Below are 19457 nucleotides of genomic sequence, written 5' to 3' on the forward strand. Positions count from 1 at the left end.
GAAATTAATGTGGATCAGCGGCGGTTGATCGGTTCAATCACTTGCAACGCGAGGTTGCCTTTGTGAGAGCCCAGCTTGACCTTGAACGACGGCACGCCGTTGGCGCGCATGATCAGTTCTTCCGGCAGCTCGACGGGAATCACATCCCCCGGCTGCATGTGCAAAATATCCCGCAACCGCAACTGGCGACGGGCCACGGTGGCGCTCAGGGGTACGTCGACGTCCAGCAGGTCTTCGCGCAGGGCCTTGACCCAGCGTTCGTCCTGGTCGTCGAGGTCGGACTGGAAGCCGGCATCGAGCATTTCGCGCACCGGCTCGATCATCGAGTACGGCATGGTCACGTGCAGGTCGCCGCCACCGCCATCGAGTTCGATGTGGAAGGTGGAGACCACAATGGCTTCGCTGGGGCCGACGATGTTGGCCATGGCCGGGTTCACTTCCGAGTTGATGTACTCGAAATTGACTTCCATGATCGCTTGCCAGGCTTCCTTCAAGTCGATGAAGGCCTGCTCCAGCACCATGCGCACCACGCGCAATTCAGTCGGGGTAAATTCACGGCCTTCGATCTTGGCGTGACGGCCGTCACCGCCGAAGAAGTTGTCCACCAGCTTGAACACCAGCTTGGCGTCGAGGATGAACAACGCGGTGCCGCGCAGCGGCTTGATCTTCACCAGGTTGAGGCTGGTGGGCACGTACAGCGAGTGCACGTATTCACCGAACTTCATCACCTGCACGCCGCCCACCGCCACGTCCGCCGAGCGGCGCAGCATGTTGAACATGCTGATGCGGGTGTAACGGGCGAAACGTTCGTTGATCATCTCCAGGGTCGGCATGCGTCCACGGACGATGCGATCCTGGCTGGTCAGGTCGTAGCTTTTGACGCTGCCGGGCTCGGCAGCCATTTCGGTCTGTACCAGACCATCGTCGACGCCGTGGAGCAGCGCATCGATTTCATCCTGGGACAGCAGGTCCTGCACGGCCATGTCGTGATCCTACTGCAATACGAAATTAGTGAAGAGCACCTGCTCGATCACCGGTTTGCCGACTTCCTTCTGGGCCACTTCCTGCACGCTGGCAGTGACCTTCTGGCGCAGCATTTCCTGGCCCACCGGGGTGGAGAGGGTGTCGAAGGGCTGGGCGGAAAACAGCATCACCAGGTTGTTGCGGATCACTGGCATGTGCACCTTGAGGGCATCCAGGTCTGCCTGGTTACGCGCCAGCAGGGTAATGCTCACCTGCAGGTAGCGTTGACGGCCGTTCTGATTGAAGTTGGCGACAAACGCCGGAAGCATCGGCTCGAAGATTGCCGGTTGCTTGACGTTAGGGTTGACCTCGGCCGTCGCGGCCGGTTTGCTCTGGGCGCTGTGCATGAAGTACCAGGTAGCCCCCACGGACAGGCCGATCGCCAGGAACAAGGCCAGGACAATCAGCAGGATAAGCTTGAGCTTGCCCTTGCCTGCGGGTGGTGTTGCTACGTCGTCGCTCTTCGCCATGCCAATAATCCGTCACTATTCAGGGATTCATAGTTCTGGGGAAAGGCAAGAGCAAGTGTTATGCCAGAGTTGTCAGTTCGGTCACGGTTTCGCCGACACTGCAAAACCAATGTGGGAGCGGGCTTGCTCGCGAAAGCGGTGGATCAGCACCTGTAACGGTGACTGACACTCCGTATTCGCGAGCAAGCCCGCTCCCACATTTTGATCATCGCCAGGCCTTGGATCAGGCGTAATAGTCCACGGCGCTGGAGCCAATCACCGACTGCACCACCGGCGCGGCAACTTCAGCCACCTCACCGATACCGCCGCCATCAACCCCATCACCCCGCCCGCCATTGCCACTGACGCCGCGTGCCTGGCTCTGCTGTTGTTGATCCTGACCCTGCTGACCCTGCCAGCCACGGGATTGGTCAGACACGTTGACGTCGACCTGGCCCATGCCCTGCTGGGCAAACATCTCCCGCAGACGGCCCGACTGGCTTTCCAACGCTTCACGAACCACCGCGTGGCCGCTCATGAAGGTGACCTGCGCCTGTTGGTCAGCGGACATTTTCACGCTGATGTCCAGGCGGCCCAGTTCAGCGGGTTGCAGCTGGATCTCTGCCGATTTGAGGTTGGCGCTGGACAAGTACATGACCCGGTTCACCACCTCGTCGGTCCAACCGCTCTGGTGCATGGCCAGTGGTGCGTTGGCCACCGGCGGCAGGGCATTTGCGGTTTTCGGCGTGGCGGCCTGGGTCAGTGCAGCGAGGCGATTGGCGAAATCGTCGACCCGGGTGTCGCTGCGGGCGTCTTTCAGGTCCTTGAGGCCGCCATCGATCAGGCCGCTGAAGGCTTTGTCGCCGCCCTGGTCGGTGCTGTCCTTGGACGCTTGCTGGTCGACCATGCTGGCCAGGCCAGTGGCGAAGTTTTGCGCGGCAGTTGGCTGATCCTGGGTCGGGGCCGGCGTGCCTTTGGCTGGGGTTTGGCTGCTGGCAGATACGTGTCCGCCCTGCTCCATGGCCAGGCGCACGGCGGGCATGGCGTCCAGTGGGTCGGCTTCGGGGTCGAAGGCGGGCTTGGCGTCGTCGGTGGCGGCCACGGGTGGCGCTACCACTGGCTGGGCCTTGTCGTCTTTCGCCGCGACCGGTGCCGGTGTTTCGACGGGCGCTGGCGTTGCCGGGACGGGAACGGGGACTACCGCGGCCATCAGCGCCGGGTCGACGGCGGGGTCGACCGGGGGTTGCTGGGCCAGGGTGGGGTCATCTGCCGGGGCCGTGTCGTCGGTCTTGGCGGTGGTGTCCGGGGTGTCGGACTTGGCCGGCGGGGTGGCAGGCAAAGTCTTGCCGTTATCGGCAACCGATGGAGTGCCGGCGGCAGGCTTGTCGTTGTTGGCGGCGGGCTTGGTGCTGGCGTCCGCAGGCTTGTCGCGGGTCGACCGGGTGGTGGTGTCGGAGGGTTTTGCCGTGGGCGCAGGGGCCTGTTTGGCGAACACCTGAGCGAAGCCCGGGGCCTTGTCCCGCGGGTCCGCAGCCACTGCCGGTGGATTGGCAGCGGGCGCTTGAGGCTTGGCCGCGGGGGCCGCCTGAAGAAGCGAATTCGGGGTGATTGCCATAGCTAAGAGTCTCCGCCGCACAGGGGTCGAGGGTGCGGTTACAGGAGGTATAGCAAGAGTTGGGCCAGGTTTTGGTTTTGGGTGTATATCCGTTATTTGGGTGATGGCGGCTTATGGTTCCGCTCTTACAGCGGCTCACTTTTGAAAGGAGCCCAAAAGTAACCAAAAGGCTCATGCCCCACCACTCGGCACCTCGCCTAGGCTCGGTGTGCCCTCACTCCGGCTTTGGACCGTGGGCCGCCGTCATGGGCCATCCCTGGCCCAGGACGGCTAACCTGGCGTCCTGCCAGGTTACCCACGCTCCAAAGCCTGCGTTCAGCCAGCGTGGTTTAACGGGGCGCCTAAGATCAAGATCAAGATCAACAGCCAGAGCACAGCGGCCTACCGGCCGGCTTGAGTGTTGAAGAGCAAAAGCCAAATCAAAAGCTAAAGCGGGCACGGTCAAATGTGGGAGCTGGTTTGCCTGCGATGGCATCACCTCGGTGTGCCTGATGCACCGAGTTGTCTGCATCGCAGGCAAGCCAGCTCCCACAGAAAAGCAGAGCTGCATCAGCTTCAGATTTGGCTTTCGCTCTGGCTTTTGATTTGGTTTTTAACACTCAAGCCGGCCGGTAGGCCGCTGTGCTCTTGCTTTTGATCTTGATCTGACTGCCCCAATAAGCCCGAGGCCGAACGCAGGTATTGCGGAGCGGGTAAACCGGCAGGACGCCGGTTTAGCCGCGCCGGGCCATGGATGGCCCGTCGCGGCGGCCCGCGGAGCAATGCCGGAGTGAGGGAACGCCGAGCCCTAGCGAGGCGCCGACAGGCGGGGCAGAGCCCTTTGCTTACTTTGGGGCTTTTCCAAAGTGAGCCGCTGTAAGAGCGGAACCATAAGCCGCCGTTACCTAAATAACGGATATACACACCACCTCAGAGCCAAAACGTCAGAGCTGAAACCGCTCCCGCTCATGCTCATACAACGGCCGCACCAGCGCGAATTCATGGTCAATCTCATCCACCAGTCGCCCCAAATCCGTAAAAGCGTGCTTCGCGGACGTATCCTCGAGCAACTGACAAAGCTCAGCCAACCGCACCGCCCCAAGGTTACCGCTGCTCCCCTTAAAACTATGGGCAATCCGCCCAAGGGCTTTCGCGTCATCCCGGGCCCGGCGCAGCGCCTCTACCCGCTTCTGCGAATCATCGAGAAAAGTGTCGAGCAGCTTCGGATACTCGCCCTCCATGACCTCCTGCAAGCCAGTCAGCACATCGGGGTCCAGATGAATCTCTGCCACTTGTTCGCTCCTTGATCAAGAATCGGCGGATTATGCCAGAGCCTTCCATGAAAACTCCACGCACGCACACCGCCCTCCGTCAGACCAGCCTACATCGCTGCTCAACTGCCGCACCAGGCTCAACCCCCGACCAGACAGACGGTCGACATCCAGCGGCCTGGCCAGCACCTTCTCCACATCAAACCCCGACCCACTGTCCTCGATCCGCAAGGTCAGGCACCCACCCTCCCCGGTCGGCACCACATTCAGATGCACCCGCACATACCCACTGCTCAACCGCGCCAGCCGCTCATTACGCTCGCGGTAATACGCCGCAAACCCCTGGGCATCACGCTTGAGCCGCGAATCCAACCCCAGCACCCCATGCTCCAGCGCATTGGAATACAACTCCGCCATCACGCTATACAACGCCCCGCTTTGCTCACGCAGACCATGAACCTCCAACAGCAACTGCAACAAATACGGCAACGGGTTGTAGGACTTGAGCGTCTCGGCACGAAACTCAAAGCTCACCGACCAATCCAGCGGCGACGACTGGCCGCTGTCGGAATACACCATCGACGGCGAACGCAACGCCTCCCCCGCCTGCAGGCTGATCTCCACCATGCTGACGTCATCACGCACTTCGCCGCGAAAAGCCGCCAGGGCCTGCTCGATCTCCTCGAATAACCGGTCCGGCTCGCGGTTGGCCGCAAAAACCTGCTGCAAACGCTCGGCGCCAAACAACTGCTCCTGGGCATCCGCAGTATCCAGCACACCATCCGACAGCAAGAACACCCGGTCGCCCAGCGCCATCGGCCAGACTTCAGTGCGGTCATCAAACGCCTCGGCCGTCAGCACGCCCAATGGCAAATGCCGCGACACCAGCGGCGTGCGCTTGCCAGTGGCGATGTCATGCACATAGCCCTCGGGCATGCCGCCGTTCCACACTTCCACCACCCGGCGCTGGGCGCTGAGGCACAGCAAGGTGGCGCAGCAGAACATGTCCACCGGCAGGATGCGCTTGAGCTTGGCGTTCATCTCCCGCAGGGTCTGCGCCAGGCCGTAGCCCTTGGCCGTCATGCCGTAGAACACTTCCGCCAGCGGCATCGCGCCGACCGCCGCCGGCAAGCCATGACCGGTAAAGTCCCCCAGCAGCACATGCATATCGCCCGACGGCGTGTAGGCAGCCAGCAACAAGTCACCGTTGAACAACGCATAAGGCGATTGCACGTAGCGAATATTTGGCGCGGCGTTGATGCAGCCGGAATGCGCGACTTTGTCGAACACCGCCTTGGCCACGCGCTGCTCCTGCAACAGGTAGTCGTGGTGCCGGGCGATCAGGTCTCGCTGCTGCAACACCGTGGCCTGCAAGCGACGCAGGCGGTCCATGGCGTTGATTTTGGCCGCCAGGATCACTTGGTTATAGGGCTTGGCCAGGAAGTCGTCGCCGCCGGCATCCAGGCACTGGGCCAGGGCTTCACTCTCGCGCAGGGAGGTGAGGAAGATAATCGGCACCAGCGCCTCCCCCGCCAGTTGCTTGATTTGCCGGGCCGCCTCGAAGCCGTCCATGACCGGCATCAGTGCGTCCATCAGCACCAACTGCGGCCGCTCGCGGGTAAACACGTCGACGGCTTCCTGGCCGTTGCTGGCGGTCAGTACCTGGTGGCCCTGACGGCGCACGATGCTCGACAGCAACAGCAGGTCGGCGGCGCTGTCTTCGGCGATCAATACCGTCAGCGCCTCGAGGACCGGGGCCAGGACGCTCAAGTGAGGTCGAACAGTTTGTCGAAGTTGGAGATGGCGAGGATCTTGCGCACGTCGGAGTTGCTGTTGACCACCTGCACTTCGGCATCGTCGCCGCCGGCATGGTCCCGCAGCAGCAGGAGCATGCCCAGGGCCGAGCTGTCCATGTAGGTGGTTTCCTTCAAGTCCACCACGTAGATCTCGGGCACCTTGTAGAACTTTTCGTAGGCATCACGAAAAGCCTGGTGACTACCGAAATCGAATCGGCCCTTGACGGTGATCGTCGCTTTCTTCCCATCCAGGGACACTTCTGATTCGACTGACATTCGACTGCTTCCTTGTCATTGGCAATGTGCAACAAGGTTTAGCAGGTGATGGGGAAGTGGGCAACTCCATGTGGGACGGGTGGCGTGCTCAATAGGGGTTTTGGCGGGGCAGACGCTGGGACAGTTCATCGAGCAACTTCTGCTCGCGCTTGTCTTCCAGTGCGCGGGCTTCGTCGATGTAGCGTTGCACCAGCTTGCGCAGGCCTTCGACCCGGGCGTAGGCCTGTTGCCAGCTGTCGCGGGCCTTGTCGACATTGGCCTGGTGCCAGGCCAGGCTCTGGCGCTGCTGGCCGACGGCGGTTTCCAACTGGTTGAGAAAGCCCTGGTAGCCCATCAGCCATTGGCCGGAGACGCCTTTGCTGCCGCGCTCGATCCACTGCTGCTGGTACTCGCCGCGAAAGCGTTCCAAATCCCCCAGCTTGCTTTCCGCCAGGCGAACCTGGCCCTGGAAGTATCCCAGGCGCTGGACGGCGGTCTTTTCTGCTTTTTCGGCCATGTCCACCACCGGGGCAAGGCGTGCGGCGCGGGTATTGGCCATGGTTTATCCGCCGGGTGCCGGAGCGAAGATGCTACCCAGGTGCGCCTCGCTTTCACCCATGCTGATCTTGTCGTTGAGGCCTTGGCGCAGGTAGGTCACCAGTTGCGGTTGCAGGGCAATCGCCAGGTCGGTCTCGCGATCACCGCCGGCCACATAGGCGCCCACGCTGATCAGGTCACGGCTCTGTTGATAGCGCGACCACAGTTGCTTGAACTGCTGCGCGCGCATCATGTGCTCAGGCGTGACCACCGACGGCATCACCCGGCTGATAGAGGCTTCGATGTCGATGGCCGGGTAGTGCCCTTCCTCGGCCAAGCGCCGGGACAGCACGATGTGCCCGTCGAGCACGCCCCGCGCCGAGTCGGCAATCGGGTCCTGCTGGTCATCGCCCTCGGAAAGCACGGTGTAGAACGCGGTGATCGAACCCCCGCCGGCTTCAGCGTTACCGGCGCGCTCCACCAGCTTGGGCAGCTTGGCGAACACCGACGGCGGATAGCCCTTGGTGGCCGGCGGCTCGCCGATGGCCAGGGCAATTTCCCGCTGGGCCTGGGCGAAACGGGTCAGGGAGTCCATCAGCAACAGGACGTTCTTGCCCTTGTCGCGAAAATATTCGGCGATGCGTGTGCAGTACATCGCGGCACGCAGGCGCATCAGCGGCGCGTCATCCGCCGGTGAGGCGACCACCACTGAGCGCTTGAGGCCTTCTTCGCCGAGGCTGTGCTCGATGAATTCCTTCACCTCGCGGCCCCGCTCGCCGATCAGCCCGACCACGATGATGTCGGCCTCGGTAAAGCGGGTCATCATGCCCAGCAGCACCGACTTACCCACGCCGGTACCGGCGAACAGGCCCAGGCGCTGGCCGCGGCCCACCGTCAATAATCCGTTGATGCTGCGAATGCCCACGTCCAGCGGCACGCTGATGGGGTTGCGCTTGAGGGGGTTGATGGTCGGGCCGTCCATCGGCACCCAGTCTTCAGCCTTCATCCCGCCCTTGCCGTCGAGGGCACGGCCGGCGCCATCCAGCACCCGGCCGAGCATGCTCATACCCATGGGCAGGCGGCCGGTATCCGCCAGCGGCACCACTCGGGCGCCGGGCGCGATACCGGCAACGCTGCCGACGGGCATCAGGAATACTTTGCTGCCGGAAAAGCCCATCACTTCGGCTTCGACCTGCACCGGGTGGTAGCTGTCGTCGTTGATCACCATGCAGCGGCTGCCCATGGCGGCGCGCAGGCCTTCGGCTTCCAGGGTCAGGCCGACCATGCGCAGCAGGCGGCCCTCCAGGATCGGCTGGCCCGGCAACTCAGTGACTTCGGCATAGCCACCCAGGCGCTTGGCGAAGCTGGTGCGATCAAGGCGCATCACGGGTGTCCAGCTCGACGCTCAAGTCCGGCTCCGCCGGGTGCAGCGCCTGCTCGTGCAACTGGTCGAACAGCTTGGCCATGATCTGGGTGATGCGCGTCTCCACCGTGGCGTCGATGCGGCTGTGTTCGGTCTCGACCCGGCAACCACCGGGCAGCAGCGCGGCGTCTTCGACGATGCGCCAGGTTTCTTCATGGCGCTCGCGCAGCGCTTTGACCTGTTCGAAATCCTGGGGATTGATGTACAGCCGCACATTGCCGGCGCCCAGGGGCAGCAGCTTGAGGGCTTCGCGCATCACGCTTTCGATTTGCGTGGAATCCAGGGCCAATTCGCGCTGAATCACCTGGCGGGTGATGTGCTCCACCAGCCCGACCATGGCTTTTTCGATCTGCGAATCCTGCTCGGCGATGGGCTCGAACAGGCTGCCCATCAGGGTTTCCAGGCTGGCCAGCTTGACGCTCAGCGCCGCCTCGGCTTCCTGGCGGACCTTGAGGGTGGTGCTGCGAAAACCGTCTTTCTCGCCGGTGGAAAAACCTTCGTTGTAGGCTTCCTGACGAATGCTTTCGAGCTCTTCCAGGGTCAGTGGCTGGACTTCTTCCAGCGGCACTTCTTCCATCTCGGCCGGAGCTTCTTCTACCGGCTCGGGCTCTGGCTCCGGGCGATGCGGGTCGAAACTGGGCAGCGACCAGACGTCGAACCCTCCGACGTCCCGTGCGCGAATCAGATCGCTGGGCGTCTCATCTTTGTTCGACATGCGCGGCGCCTTAAATCATTTCTTCGCCGCCCTTCCCACCGAGAACGATTTCTCCGGCTTCGGCCATACGGCGGGCAATGGTGAGGATTTCTTTCTGCGCAGTTTCCACGTCGCTGACGCGCACCGGGCCCTTGGCCTCGAGGTCGTCGCGCAACAGTTCGGAAGCCCGCTTGGACATGTTCTTGAAGATCTTTTCCTTGACGCCTTCGTCCGAGCCCTTGAGGGCCAGCACCAGCACGTCGGAGGAGACTTCACGCAGCAACGCCTGGATGCCACGGTCGTCGACATCGGAGAGGTTGTTGAACACAAACATGAGGTCTTCGATCTGCACCGACAGGGTATCGTCGATCTCGCGGATCGAGTCCATCAACTGGCCTTCCACCGAGCTGTCGAGGAAGTTCATGATGTCGGCCGCACGCTTGATGCCGCCCAACGTGGTACGCGAAGCGTTGGAATTACCCGAGAACTGCTTCTCGAGAATCGTGTTCAATTCTTTCAGGGCCGCCGGCTGTACGGTGTTCAACGACGAGACGCGCAGGATGATGTCCAGGCGCACCTTGTGGTCGAAATGGCCGAGCACTTCACCGGCCTGGTCGGGGTCGAGATACGCCACCACGATCGCCTGGATCTGCGGGTGTTCGTAGCGGATCACGTCGGCCACGGCCCGCGGTTCCATCCACTTCAGGCTGTCGAGGCCGCTGGTGTTGCCACCCAGCAGGATGCGGTCGATCAGGCCGTTGGCCTTGTCTTCGCCCAGGGCCGAGGTGAGCATCTTGCGAATGTAGCTGTCGGAGCCGACACCCAGGCTGGTCTGGTCGCCGACGATCTCGACGAACTCGCTCATCACCTGCTCGACTTGCTCACGGTGCACATTGCGCATTTGCGCCATGGCCACGCCGACACGCTGAACCTCTTTGGGCCCCATGTGGCGCAGCACTTGGGCGGCGTCGGTTTCTCCAAGGGACAGCAACAGCACGGCGGCTTTGTCGACCCGGGAGAGTTTGGCTACTGCAGCTCGGCTATCACTCATCTGCGTTAATCCACTCTTTCACGACCTGGGCCACACGCCCCGGGTCTTCGGCCACCAGGCTCTTGATTGCGTTCAACTGAGCGTCATAACCCTCGCTCGGGCTCGGCAACAGAATGCTTTGCGGGCCACCGAGGCTCACGCGGTCGTTGGCCAGTTCGCCATCGAGGCCGCCCATGCCACCCAACTCGACGTCGCCGCCGGCCAGGGCCAGTTGTTTTTTGCCGTGACCGGTAATGTTGTTGAGCACCGGACGCAGCACGCCGAACACCAGCACCAGGATGAACAACACACCCAGCACTTGCTTGACGATGTCCCAGAACCACGGCTGAGTATAGAACGCTGCCTCGGCAATCACCTCGCCCCGCTCGGCGGAAAACGGCATGTTGATTACGCTGACGCTGTCGCCACGGCTGGCATCGAAGCCCACCGCGTCCTGCACCAGGCGGGTGAAGCGCGCCAATTCATCGGCGCTCCATGGGGCGCGGGTGATGGCGCCGTCTGCGGCATTGACCTTGACCTGGTCATCCACCACCACCGACACCGACAGGCGATTGATCCGGCCCTGTTGCTGCTTGGTGTGGCTGATGGAACGATCAAGCTCGAAGTTCTTGGTGGACTGGTTGCGCTTGTCGGCCGGGTACGGCGCGAGCATGGGCTGGCCGGTGGCCGGGTCCATGATCTGCTGGCCGTTGGCGTCCAGCAGCGGCTGGCCAGGTTGCACCGCGCCTGCGGTAGCAGCAGCGCCACCGGTGGTTTGCGGGGCAGTGGCCGGGGTTGGTGGCTGGTTGCTCAGGGCACCCGGCACGCCTTGCGGGCCATTGCTGGCGGTACGTTGTTCGGTGGTCGATTGCTCGCTGCGCAGGGCCGGCTGGTCCGGGTTGAACTGCTCGGAGGTCGATTCGACGGCGCTGAAGTCCACGTCGGCCGACACTTCAGCCTTGTAGCGATCATTGCCCAACACCGGTTGCAGGATGTTGTGCACCCGCTGGGTCAGCATGCTTTCCATACGGCGACTGTAGTCGAACTGCTTGCCGGCCATGGTCAGCGAAGAGTTTTCCGCGAGGTCCGACAGCAAGTTGCCCTTCTGGTCGACCACGGTGATTTGCGACTTGCTCAATTCGGGAACGCTGGTGGCCACCAGGTTGATGATCGCCAACACCTGGCCAGGCTCCAGGGAGCGGCCGGCAAACAGCTCGACCAGTACCGAGGCGCTGGGCTTGCGCTCGTCGCGTACAAACACCGAGCTTTTCGGAATCGCCAGGTGTACCCGGGCGCCCTTGACGTTGTTCAACGCAGAAATAGTCCGCGCCAGCTCGCCTTCCAGGCCACGACGGTAGCGGGTGGCTTCCATGAACTGGCTGGTACCCAGGCCTTGGTCCTTGTCGAGGATTTCAAAGCCGATATTGGCGTCGGAAGGAGTGACGCCGGCCGCAGCCAGCTTCATCCGCGCACGGGCCACATCATCGGCCTTGACCAACAGGGCGCCGGAATTCGGTTCGACGGTGTAGCCGATGTCGGCTGCTGCCAGGGTTTCCATGATCTGCTTGGAATCCATGCCCGCGAGACTGCCATACAGCGGGCGGTAATCCGGTTGCTGGGACCACAGCACCACGGCAAAACCAATCGCCACGCTGGCAGCCAGGCCGACCATCAGGCCCACCTGACGCAGCATGGTCATCTCGGAGAGGTTTTCCAGGAACGACAGGCCAAACAGCGGCGGCTTGCCGTCTGCCTTGGCGGGTGCGTTATCCACGACTGCTTCTGCCATGACTCAAATCGTCCTTAAACCGGCATCTGCATGATGTCTTGATAGGCTTGAACCAGCTTGTTGCGCACCTGGGTCAAGGCCTGGAATGAAACGCTGGCTTTTTGCGAGGCGACCATCACGTCGGTGAGGTCCACGCCGCTTTTGCCGATCTCGAAGGCGGTGGCCAACTGATTGGAGGCCTGTTGGGTATCGCTGACTTTGTTGATGGCCTGGCCGAGCATGTCGGCAAAGCTGCTCTGGCCCAATTCCGGCACGGCTTGCGCGGCGGATTTCGGTTGGGCCATGGCATCCATTTGCATGGACCGCATATCCAACATCAACCGATTGAACTCAACACCTTGGCTCATGACCTTCTCTCTCCGACGACCCGCAATTTTTTGACACTACACAGCGATTACAGGGGTGGTAGCAACAAGGGTGCCAGCTCCGTGGCATTCTGTAAGAAAAGGCGACTGACCTTGTCGGCTTCGAGAATTTTCAGGTGGCGTAGAGGTAGGCTTCCACGTCCATCCCGGCATCGCGCATCTGCGCCAGCTTGTAGCGCAGGGTGCGCGGGCTGATACCCAGGCGCTCGGCGGCCTCTTTGCGGCGGCCGCGCTCGGAGCGCAAGGTGTCGATGATCATCTGGAATTCGCGGCGGCGCAGGTCGTCACCCAAGGCACCGGCCGACTCGGCAGGCGCGGCTTCAATCTGTGGCGCGACCGCCAGGCTTGGCAACGGCGCTGCGCCAGTGCCCATGGCCAGGCAGAAGTCTTGAGGCTGGATCAAACCGCCCTGTTGCAGAATCAAAGCGCGCTGGATTGCATTGTCCAGTTCCCGCACGTTGCCGGGCCATGGGTAGCTGATCAGGCAGGCCTGGGCGTCGGCCGACAGGCGCGCCTGGGCGTGCTTCATTTTATTGACGTGCTTGCTCAGCAGGCGTTCGGCCAGCGGGATGATGTCTGCCGGGCGCTCGCGCAACGGGCGCCAGGCCAACGGGAAAACCGAGAGGCGGTAGAACAGATCCTCACGGAAACGCCCCGCCGCCACTTCGCCCGCCAGGTCGCGGTTGGTGGTGGCGACCACACGGATGTCCAGCTGGATCGGCTTGCGCGCCCCCACCCGCTCCACTTCGCGCTCCTGCAACACTCGCAGCAATTTGGCTTGCAGGCCCAGGGGCATTTCGGAGATCTCGTCCAGCAGGATAGTGCCGCCGTCGGCCTGTTCGAACTTGCCGGCCTGGGCGGCGATGGCGCCGGTGAACGAGCCTTTCTCATGGCCGAACAAGGTAGCTTCGAGCATGTTGTCGGGGATGGCCGCGCAGTTGATCGCAATGAACGGCTGGCTGGCACGATGGGATTGCTGGTGGATGTAGCGCGCCAGCACCTCCTTGCCGGTGCCGGACTCGCCGGAGATCAATACGGTGGAATCGCTGCGGGCGACCCGGGCCGCCAACTCCAGCAATTGCGCACTGGCCGGCTCGAAGGCAATCGGGCCTTCGCCGTCAGCGACACCCAGAGTGCCGAGGGCATGGCGGGCGACCAGTTCGATCAAGGCTTTGGGTTCGAAAGGTTTGACCAGGTAATCCGCAGCGCCCTGGCGCATGGCGTCGACGGCGCGCTCCACGGCACCGTGGGCGGTCATCAACAGCACCGGCAATTGCGGCTGGCGCGCACGCAACAGGCCGAGCAATTGGTGGCCGTCCATGCCCGGCATGTTCACGTCGCTGACCACCAGGCTGAAGGACTCCTGCTCCACGGCCTCCAAGGCGTCTTCGGCAGAACCGACCGCCCGGTAGTCATGGCCCGCCAGCAACAGCGTGTCAGCCAATGCTTCACGCAGGGCGCGATCGTCTTCAACCAATAAAACCTTGATAGCCATGACCTTTACTCCGCGCTGACGGCGCATGAAAACAGCGGCAGCGTGATCAACGCGCACGTGCCGCGACCCAACCGGGAATGCAGCTGCAATTCTCCCTGATGGGCACGGGCGACTGCCTTGACCACGGTCAGGCCCAGGCCGGTACCGTTAGTTTTGGTGGTGAAAAAAGGTTCACCGAGGCGCTGCAGCACCACCGGGTCAATCCCGCTGCCACTGTCGCTGATGCTCAGGCGCAAGGTGTCGCCGCGGCTATACAGGTGCACTTTGAGCCGCGCCCCGGGGCCGCTGGCCTGGGTCGCGTTTTCGATCAGGTTGAGCAGCGCGCCCACCAGGGTGTCGCGGTTGCACAGCAACTCGCCGTGATGGCTGTCGCACTGCCAACGGACTGACGCTTCCTGGATATGGGTGGCGGCTGCGGCTTGCAGGGACTGCATCAATGCAGCCGGGGTGACACGATCGGTCAGCGGCAATTCGCCGCGGGCAAACACCAGCATGTCGCGCACCTGATGCTCCAGCTCGTGCAGGCGCTCCTTGAGCCGCCCGGCAAAACGCTGGTGGGTGGCCGCCGGCAACTGCTCATCAGTCAAATGACTGGCGTAAATCAGCGCAGCGGACAACGGGGTACGAATCTGATGCGCCAGAGAAGCGACCATCCGCCCCAGGGATGACAGGCGCTCGTGGCGTGCCAATTGGTCTTGCAGGTGACGGGTTTCAGTCAGGTCGTTGAGCAACACCAACTGGCCGGGCTCGGCGTCCAGGGAACGGGTGGCGATGGACAGGCGCCGTCCGTCCTTGAGGGAGATTTCGTGGCCGTCGTCTTCCCGCGGCGCAAAGCAGCGGGTGATGACCTCGCGCCACAGCTCGCCTTCCAGCGGCAGGCCCAGCATGTCGCAGGCGGCCGGGTTGGCTTCGCGCACGCGGCCCTGGTCGTCGATGACGATCACGCCACCGGGCAACAGGTCGAGGAGGTTTTGCAGGCGGTTGGCCAGGCGCTCTTTCTCGGCCAGCTCTTCCATACGCTGGGCGCTGACCACCGCCAACTCGCCTTTAAGCTCGGAAACCCGTGCTTCCAACAGGCTGTAGGAGTCAGTCAATTGGCTCGACATCTGGTTGAACAGGGAAAACGCCTGTTCAAGCCCGAGACGGCTGATCTGCTCTACGGAGGGGGCAGGCCCCTGAGTGTCAGGGACCGAAGATAGTTGGGCGGCGTGGGGCATCATGCTCTCTCGCTTGGCTGACCGTCAGTTAAACGGAACGTTGCGAGTGCTGTAGCAATACCCGTGCCGAAAAAAACCGCTGATTAATCAGCGGTTTGAAAAACAGGCGTCAATCATCCGCCTGTTCATCACCTTCTTTGCGGCTCATGCCGTACTTGCGCATCTTCTCCACCAGGGTGGTGCGGCGAATGCGCAGGCGTTCGGCGGCACGGGCGACGATGCCGTTGGCGTCGTCGAGGGCCTGCTGGATCAGGCCTTGTTCAAGGCTGCCGAGGTAGTCTTTCAAATCCAGGCCTTCCGGCGGCAACATGGCGGTGGAACCCAAGTCCGGCGTATGGCCGTTGATGGCCACGCGCTCTTCCAGGTCGCTGCGCAGGCTGTCTACCAGTTGCTCGTCTTCGTCGTCGACGTAGCGGAATTTCTTCGGCAGCTCGACCACGCCGATCACCCCGTACGGGTGCATGATCGCCATGCGCTCCACCAGGTTGGCCAGCTCGCGGACGTTGCCCGGCCAGCCGTGACGGCACAGGGACATGATCGCCGCCGAGTTGAAACGGATCGAACCGCGCTTTTCGTGCTCCATGCGCGAAATCAGTTCGTTCATCAGCAGCGGGATGTCTTCGACACGCTCGCGCAGGGGCGCCATTTCAATCGGGAATACGTTGAGGCGGTAGTACAGGTCTTCGCGGAAGCTGCCGACCTCGATCATGCTTTCGAGGTTTTTGTGGGTAGCGGCAATGATGCGCACGTCGACGCTTTGGGTCTTGTTGCTGCCCACGCGCTCGAAGGTGCGTTCCTGCAAAACCCGCAGCAGCTTGACCTGCATCGGCAGCGGCATGTCGCCGATTTCGTCGAGGAACAGGGTGCCGCCGTTGGCCAGTTCAAAACGCCCGGCACGGCTGGTGATCGCCCCGGTAAAGGCGCCCTTCTCGTGGCCAAACAGTTCGCTTTCCAGCAGCTCTGCCGGGATCGCCCCGCAGTTGACCGGCACGAACGGACCGTCGCGGCGCTTGGAGTGGTAATGCAGGTTGCGCGCAACCACTTCCTTGCCGGTGCCGGACTCGCCAAGGATCAGCACGCTGGCGTCGGTGTCGGCAACTTGCTGCATCATCTGGCGCACGTGCTGGATCGCACGGCTGGTGCCGACGAGGCTGCGGAAAAGATTGGGTTCGCGGTGACGGCCGCGTTCGCGGGCCTGGTCGTACATCTCGCGGTAGACCTGGGCACGGTGCAGGGAGTCGAGCAATTTGCTGTAGCTGGGTGGCATTTCGAGGGTGGAAAGGACACGACGGCGCTGGTCTTCCGGAAGGTCCACAGAAGAAATATCGCCCATCAGCAACACCGGAAGGAACTCATCCCAGGTTGACAGTGTCTTTAACAAGCCCAAAACGGCGCCAGGAGCATTTACCGTCCCGATCAGCACACAAATGACTTCACGGCTCGACGACAAAGAGCTGACCGCCTGCTGCCAGTCGTGGCTGCCGCAGGGTAAATTTTCTTCCCCAAGAAAATTCAGGATCACCGCCAGATCGCGGCGTCGAACGCTATCGTCATCGATCAGCAGGATTTTGGTTTCACGCCACATGCAATAGCAACTTCCCTAGTAAAACTCTAATGCCCTCGAGTTGGGGCAATCTAGATAGCGGTAGGCATTTTCTGCGCTACAGCTTTCTGACGTCTGAAAATAGCACTAGTTAAGTCAAAAATATGTGCACGGTCAAATTAATGACGCGCCTTGTTCGGATTAACTGAGCCTTCAGCCGAACAGATGGTAAACCTTTGACGCACTTTCCGCTCGGTTGATCTGCGACATCTCCTCGAAAATCGCCTGACGCTCCCCGGTTGTCACCTCAAGCAGCTGCTGATACACCTCCAGCAAACTCTCCAGTTTTTCCCGCAGGGCATCTTCGTCCACCGGCGCATTGCTCAGCGCCTCATCAATCACTGCACGACACCCCAGGTCCAGTTCGCCGATGGCGTCCCAGTTACGTGCGGCCAATGCGTCCATCAAGGCTTCGCGGGTCTCGTCAATCCGTTGCAGGGCGTGGTTCATAACGTCTTCCTCAGGCCAGCAGGCCTACAGTGTTGCAATACCGTCCCAGCCTTCCTTGAGCGTAATCATCAAGCCGGCTACTTCGTCGATCATTGCCACATCGCTCTTGGTATTGGCTTCGAGCAAGCGCGTGGTCATGTAGGCGTACAGGTTATCCAATTGCTGCAAGGCGGCCGGATCATCGGTTTTTTCCGGGTTCAGGCCGTCACGCAGGCCAATCAGGATATCGATCGCCTTGCCCAGCAACAGGCCCTTTTGCGCGATGTCACCACGAGCCATGGCGCCCTTGGCCTGGGCCATGCGGTCCAGCGCGCCTTCCATCAGCATTTGAACCAGACGGTGCGGGCTGGCTTCGGAGACCTGGGCATGGGAATTGACCTTCTGGTATTGGCGAAGGGCTCTCATGGGATTCATGTTTCTACCTCGTGACAGGCAACAGCTAAAAAGAATGGGCTCTGACTATTATGTCGACGGTGTCGCAAAAAACTTTAAGCCGGCGGTCTGCTGAAGATCCCGCCCAGCGAAGCTATTCACTTCACCGGGCGGCTTCATTGAGGATCAACTGTCCGAGGAGGTCTTGTTCAGCGCGTTGAGCGTGGTCATGACACTGGAGCGTTGACTGGTGAGCTGAGCCACCAGGTTGTTCATGGTCGTGTACTTGGCGGTCAGGCTTGTCTTCAGGGCAGCCATGCGCGCGGTCAGGGTGTCCTGCTGGTTTTGCAGGTCCTTGAGGTTGGCCGACAGCGTCGAAGAACGCGTGGCCAGGACGCCGGTGTTGGTCACCGCATAGCTGTCGGTCGCAGATTTCATACGCGCCAACAGGCCATTGTCACCATTGAAAATGCCGCCGATGTCGGTGGGATTGGTGGCGATGGCGGCACTGAACACCTTGTCGTCAATGCTCAACTTGCCGGTTGTCTGGTCAGTGTTCACACCAAACTGGGCCAGGGATTTCAATGTGCCCGTACCGGCCAACGCATTCAGCTGAGCACGCACGGCCGTCTGCAAACCGCGCATGGTGGAATCGCCCGTCAGCGCAGCAGAAGTGGTGGAACCATCCGCGTTGGTAGTGACGGCGGTCTCGGTATTGATCGCGGTCATCAGGGCGTTATAGGTGTCGACAAAACCCTTTACCGAACTCTTGAGAGTGTCGGTACTACGCGTGACGGTGATGGTTGATGCTATCCGATCCTTTTCATCTTTGCTGCCGGTGGGCAGCGGAGACACCGCCACCAACTTAATACTCACACCACTGATCGCGTCGGACAGGGTATTGCTCTTGGATTCCTGAGCAGTACCGTCAATGGTGTACTTCGCATTCTGCGGCGGGCTGCCCACCACTGAAGAGCCAGTATCCAAACCGGAGTTGCCACCCAGCTTGATATCGGTATCGGCGCCAGTATTGGAAGACGTCACGACCAGTCGGGAACCGGTGGCATCAGTCAGAATGTTGGCACTCAGACCTGCGCTGCTGTATTGCGCGTTGATTGAGTCACGCACCTGCTGCAACGTCGCTCCAGGTGGAACGCTGACCCCATAGCTCTGACCTGACTGGGAAATTTCCAGGGTCGTCGCAGTGGTGCCGGTATTGACGACCGTCTTCGCCCCCGCCGCATAAGTCTGGGTAGCAACTTTCGAAGCCGTCGCCAGTTGGCTGACGATCAAGGAGTAGCTCCCGGCAGAAGCACCGGCGCCCAGGGTGACGGTAGAAACATTGGCATCCGAGGTGGTCGCCGTCAGGCCGCCGATACTGGCGTCCTTGGTCATGTTGTCCATGGCGCCGCGGAAGGCATCCAGCGCCGCTTGAATCTTGCCGATCGAGGACAGTTGGGCGGTCGACGTTTGCGTCTGCTTGTTGATCTGCGACTGCTTGGGCGCTTGTTCAGCGTTCACCAAGGCCGTAACGATCGACTCGGTATTAATCCCCGTAACCGGGCCGCTTACCGTGATATCACCCATGACTCTTCTCCTGATCGGGGCTGGCGCTTTCTTGACGGACGACGCCTCAAGCAGCTACAGCAACAAAATTCATGCCAGCTCAGACTTTAGCGTCAAACAACACGTTGCTGGCGTCGTGAAGGCTTTGTGCGAGTTTCAATGCGGTTTCCGACGGGATCTGACGAATGACCTCGCCGCTTTCGGTCGCGATGACCTTGACCACCACCTGATGGGTGGAGTCATCAATGGAAAAATCCAGGTTGCGCTGGGCCGCCTGGACAAATTTGCGAATATCGTTGACGGCCTTTTCCAGGTCGTCCGGTTTCGTTTCCTGCTTGGGCTTTACTGCTGCGACGGTCGCATCAACCTTGGGGGTCTGCGAGTCGGCAGTCACAGGGGCAGGCGCACTCTGTGGCGTTGGGGCAGCAGGATAAGACAGGTTCAACTTGACGCTCATGTCCATGTCCAATCTCCTCATCACGCAAAAGACAAAAGGGCACGTAAACGCGCCCTTCCGTCAGTCATCTA

The 19457-nt window shown here is 61.5% G+C and carries 19 protein-coding genes; all 19 read right to left on the reverse strand.

What is annotated here, in order from left to right; translation table 11 throughout:
• Window positions 1-14 precede the first annotated feature (14 nt).
• The 19 genes from fliM to JFU58_RS01395 all read right to left on the reverse strand — a co-directional run bounded on the left by fliM (window position 15) and on the right by JFU58_RS01395 (window position 19392).
• Window positions 15-983, reverse strand: coding sequence for a flagellar motor switch protein FliM (gene fliM, locus JFU58_RS01305; RefSeq protein ID WP_010166091.1), 969 nt, complete (start codon window positions 981-983; stop codon window positions 15-17).
• A 9-nt stretch (window positions 984-992) separates the two neighbouring features.
• Entirely contained in the window at window positions 993-1493 is a 501-nt protein-coding gene (gene fliL, locus JFU58_RS01310; RefSeq protein WP_201139722.1) for a flagellar basal body-associated protein FliL, read from the reverse strand.
• A gap of 223 nt (window positions 1494-1716) precedes the next feature.
• Entirely contained in the window at window positions 1717-3087 is a 1371-nt protein-coding gene (locus JFU58_RS01315; RefSeq protein ID WP_201139723.1) for a flagellar hook-length control protein FliK, read from the reverse strand.
• Between the two features lie 923 nt (window positions 3088-4010).
• Window positions 4011-4358 (reverse strand): Hpt domain-containing protein, encoded by a 348-nt coding sequence (locus tag JFU58_RS01320; protein ID WP_020480190.1) that lies wholly within the window; start codon window positions 4356-4358, stop codon window positions 4011-4013.
• Window positions 4359-4388: 30 nt separating this feature from the next.
• Window positions 4389-6107 (reverse strand): fused response regulator/phosphatase, encoded by a 1719-nt coding sequence (locus JFU58_RS01325; RefSeq protein WP_063028100.1) that lies wholly within the window; start codon window positions 6105-6107, stop codon window positions 4389-4391.
• Window positions 6104-6409, reverse strand: a complete 306-nt coding sequence (locus JFU58_RS01330; RefSeq protein WP_063028096.1) for an STAS domain-containing protein — start codon at window positions 6407-6409, stop codon at window positions 6104-6106. Before JFU58_RS01330 ends, JFU58_RS01325 begins: the two co-directional genes overlap by 4 nt.
• Before the next feature lie 88 nt (window positions 6410-6497).
• Complete coding sequence (gene fliJ / locus JFU58_RS01335; protein WP_008434833.1) at window positions 6498-6947, reverse strand: flagellar export protein FliJ; 450 nt, start codon at window positions 6945-6947, stop codon at window positions 6498-6500.
• A 3-nt stretch (window positions 6948-6950) separates the two neighbouring features.
• Window positions 6951-8309, reverse strand: a complete 1359-nt coding sequence (fliI, locus tag JFU58_RS01340) for a flagellar protein export ATPase FliI (protein WP_017477459.1) — start codon at window positions 8307-8309, stop codon at window positions 6951-6953.
• On the reverse strand, window positions 8299-9063 hold the full coding sequence (gene fliH / locus JFU58_RS01345) for a flagellar assembly protein FliH (RefSeq protein ID WP_201139724.1): 765 nt from the start codon (window positions 9061-9063) through the stop codon (window positions 8299-8301). The genes fliI and fliH overlap by 11 nt, the downstream gene beginning before the upstream one ends.
• A gap of 10 nt (window positions 9064-9073) precedes the next feature.
• Entirely contained in the window at window positions 9074-10093 is a 1020-nt protein-coding gene (gene fliG, locus JFU58_RS01350) for a flagellar motor switch protein FliG (protein WP_017477457.1), read from the reverse strand.
• The gene (gene fliF, locus JFU58_RS01355) at window positions 10086-11861 is read right to left on the reverse strand and encodes a flagellar basal-body MS-ring/collar protein FliF (RefSeq protein ID WP_201139725.1); all 1776 of its coding nucleotides are present in this window, start codon (window positions 11859-11861) and stop codon (window positions 10086-10088) included. The genes fliG and fliF overlap by 8 nt, the downstream gene beginning before the upstream one ends.
• Window positions 11862-11875: 14 nt before the next feature.
• On the reverse strand, window positions 11876-12208 hold the full coding sequence (fliE, locus tag JFU58_RS01360; protein WP_003214581.1) for a flagellar hook-basal body complex protein FliE: 333 nt from the start codon (window positions 12206-12208) through the stop codon (window positions 11876-11878).
• 130 nt (window positions 12209-12338) lie between these two features.
• Window positions 12339-13721: a sigma-54-dependent transcriptional regulator gene (locus JFU58_RS01365; RefSeq protein WP_201139726.1), complete on the reverse strand. Its 1383-nt coding sequence runs from the start codon at window positions 13719-13721 to the stop codon at window positions 12339-12341.
• 5 nt (window positions 13722-13726) lie between these two features.
• On the reverse strand, window positions 13727-14938 hold the full coding sequence (locus JFU58_RS01370; RefSeq protein ID WP_207198186.1) for a sensor histidine kinase: 1212 nt from the start codon (window positions 14936-14938) through the stop codon (window positions 13727-13729).
• A gap of 109 nt (window positions 14939-15047) precedes the next feature.
• Window positions 15048-16523 carry a sigma-54 dependent transcriptional regulator gene (locus tag JFU58_RS01375; protein ID WP_063028088.1) on the reverse strand — a complete coding sequence of 492 codons (1476 nt, stop codon included), beginning with the start codon at window positions 16521-16523 and terminating at the stop codon, window positions 15048-15050.
• 171 nt (window positions 16524-16694) lie between these two features.
• A complete protein-coding gene (locus JFU58_RS01380; RefSeq protein WP_063028086.1) occupies window positions 16695-16991 on the reverse strand; it encodes a hypothetical protein in 297 nt (98 codons plus the stop codon).
• A 24-nt stretch (window positions 16992-17015) separates the two neighbouring features.
• Window positions 17016-17405, reverse strand: a complete 390-nt coding sequence (fliS, locus tag JFU58_RS01385; RefSeq protein ID WP_026077955.1) for a flagellar export chaperone FliS — start codon at window positions 17403-17405, stop codon at window positions 17016-17018.
• Between the two features lie 144 nt (window positions 17406-17549).
• Window positions 17550-18950: a flagellar filament capping protein FliD gene (gene fliD / locus JFU58_RS01390; protein ID WP_201139727.1), complete on the reverse strand. Its 1401-nt coding sequence runs from the start codon at window positions 18948-18950 to the stop codon at window positions 17550-17552.
• A gap of 79 nt (window positions 18951-19029) precedes the next feature.
• Window positions 19030-19392 carry a flagellar protein FlaG gene (locus JFU58_RS01395; protein ID WP_063028082.1) on the reverse strand — a complete coding sequence of 121 codons (363 nt, stop codon included), beginning with the start codon at window positions 19390-19392 and terminating at the stop codon, window positions 19030-19032.
• Window positions 19393-19457 lie beyond the last annotated feature (65 nt).

The sequence above is a fragment of the Pseudomonas sp. TH34 genome (assembly GCF_016650865.1).
Taxonomy (GTDB): Bacteria; Pseudomonadota; Gammaproteobacteria; order Pseudomonadales; family Pseudomonadaceae; genus Aquipseudomonas; species Aquipseudomonas yamanorum.

What these genes read in the sequence shown, in the direction of transcription:
- fliS (WP_026077955.1), bottom strand. Translation starts at nt 17,405, where the DNA reads ATGAATCCCATGAGAGCCCTTCGCCAATACCAGAAGGTCAATTCCCAT.
- JFU58_RS01330 (WP_063028096.1), bottom strand. Translation starts at nt 6,409, where the DNA reads ATGTCAGTCGAATCAGAAGTGTCCCTGGATGGGAAGAAAGCGACGATC.
- fliF (WP_201139725.1), bottom strand. Translation starts at nt 11,861, where the DNA reads ATGGCAGAAGCAGTCGTGGATAACGCACCCGCCAAGGCAGACGGCAAG.
- JFU58_RS01395 (WP_063028082.1), bottom strand. Translation starts at nt 19,392, where the DNA reads ATGGACATGAGCGTCAAGTTGAACCTGTCTTATCCTGCTGCCCCAACG.
- JFU58_RS01375 (WP_063028088.1), bottom strand. Translation starts at nt 16,523, where the DNA reads ATGTGGCGTGAAACCAAAATCCTGCTGATCGATGACGATAGCGTTCGA.
- JFU58_RS01370 (WP_207198186.1), bottom strand. Translation starts at nt 14,938, where the DNA reads ATGCCCCACGCCGCCCAACTATCTTCGGTCCCTGACACTCAGGGGCCT.
- fliI (WP_017477459.1), bottom strand. Translation starts at nt 8,309, where the DNA reads ATGCGCCTTGATCGCACCAGCTTCGCCAAGCGCCTGGGTGGCTATGCC.
- fliM (WP_010166091.1), bottom strand. Translation starts at nt 983, where the DNA reads ATGGCCGTGCAGGACCTGCTGTCCCAGGATGAAATCGATGCGCTGCTC.
- fliH (WP_201139724.1), bottom strand. Translation starts at nt 9,063, where the DNA reads ATGTCGAACAAAGATGAGACGCCCAGCGATCTGATTCGCGCACGGGAC.
- fliG (WP_017477457.1), bottom strand. Translation starts at nt 10,093, where the DNA reads ATGAGTGATAGCCGAGCTGCAGTAGCCAAACTCTCCCGGGTCGACAAA.
- fliL (WP_201139722.1), bottom strand. Translation starts at nt 1,493, where the DNA reads ATGGCGAAGAGCGACGACGTAGCAACACCACCCGCAGGCAAGGGCAAG.
- fliE (WP_003214581.1), bottom strand. Translation starts at nt 12,208, where the DNA reads ATGAGCCAAGGTGTTGAGTTCAATCGGTTGATGTTGGATATGCGGTCC.
- JFU58_RS01315 (WP_201139723.1), bottom strand. Translation starts at nt 3,087, where the DNA reads ATGGCAATCACCCCGAATTCGCTTCTTCAGGCGGCCCCCGCGGCCAAG.
- fliJ (WP_008434833.1), bottom strand. Translation starts at nt 6,947, where the DNA reads ATGGCCAATACCCGCGCCGCACGCCTTGCCCCGGTGGTGGACATGGCC.
- fliD (WP_201139727.1), bottom strand. Translation starts at nt 18,950, where the DNA reads ATGGGTGATATCACGGTAAGCGGCCCGGTTACGGGGATTAATACCGAG.
- JFU58_RS01380 (WP_063028086.1), bottom strand. Translation starts at nt 16,991, where the DNA reads ATGAACCACGCCCTGCAACGGATTGACGAGACCCGCGAAGCCTTGATG.
- JFU58_RS01365 (WP_201139726.1), bottom strand. Translation starts at nt 13,721, where the DNA reads ATGGCTATCAAGGTTTTATTGGTTGAAGACGATCGCGCCCTGCGTGAA.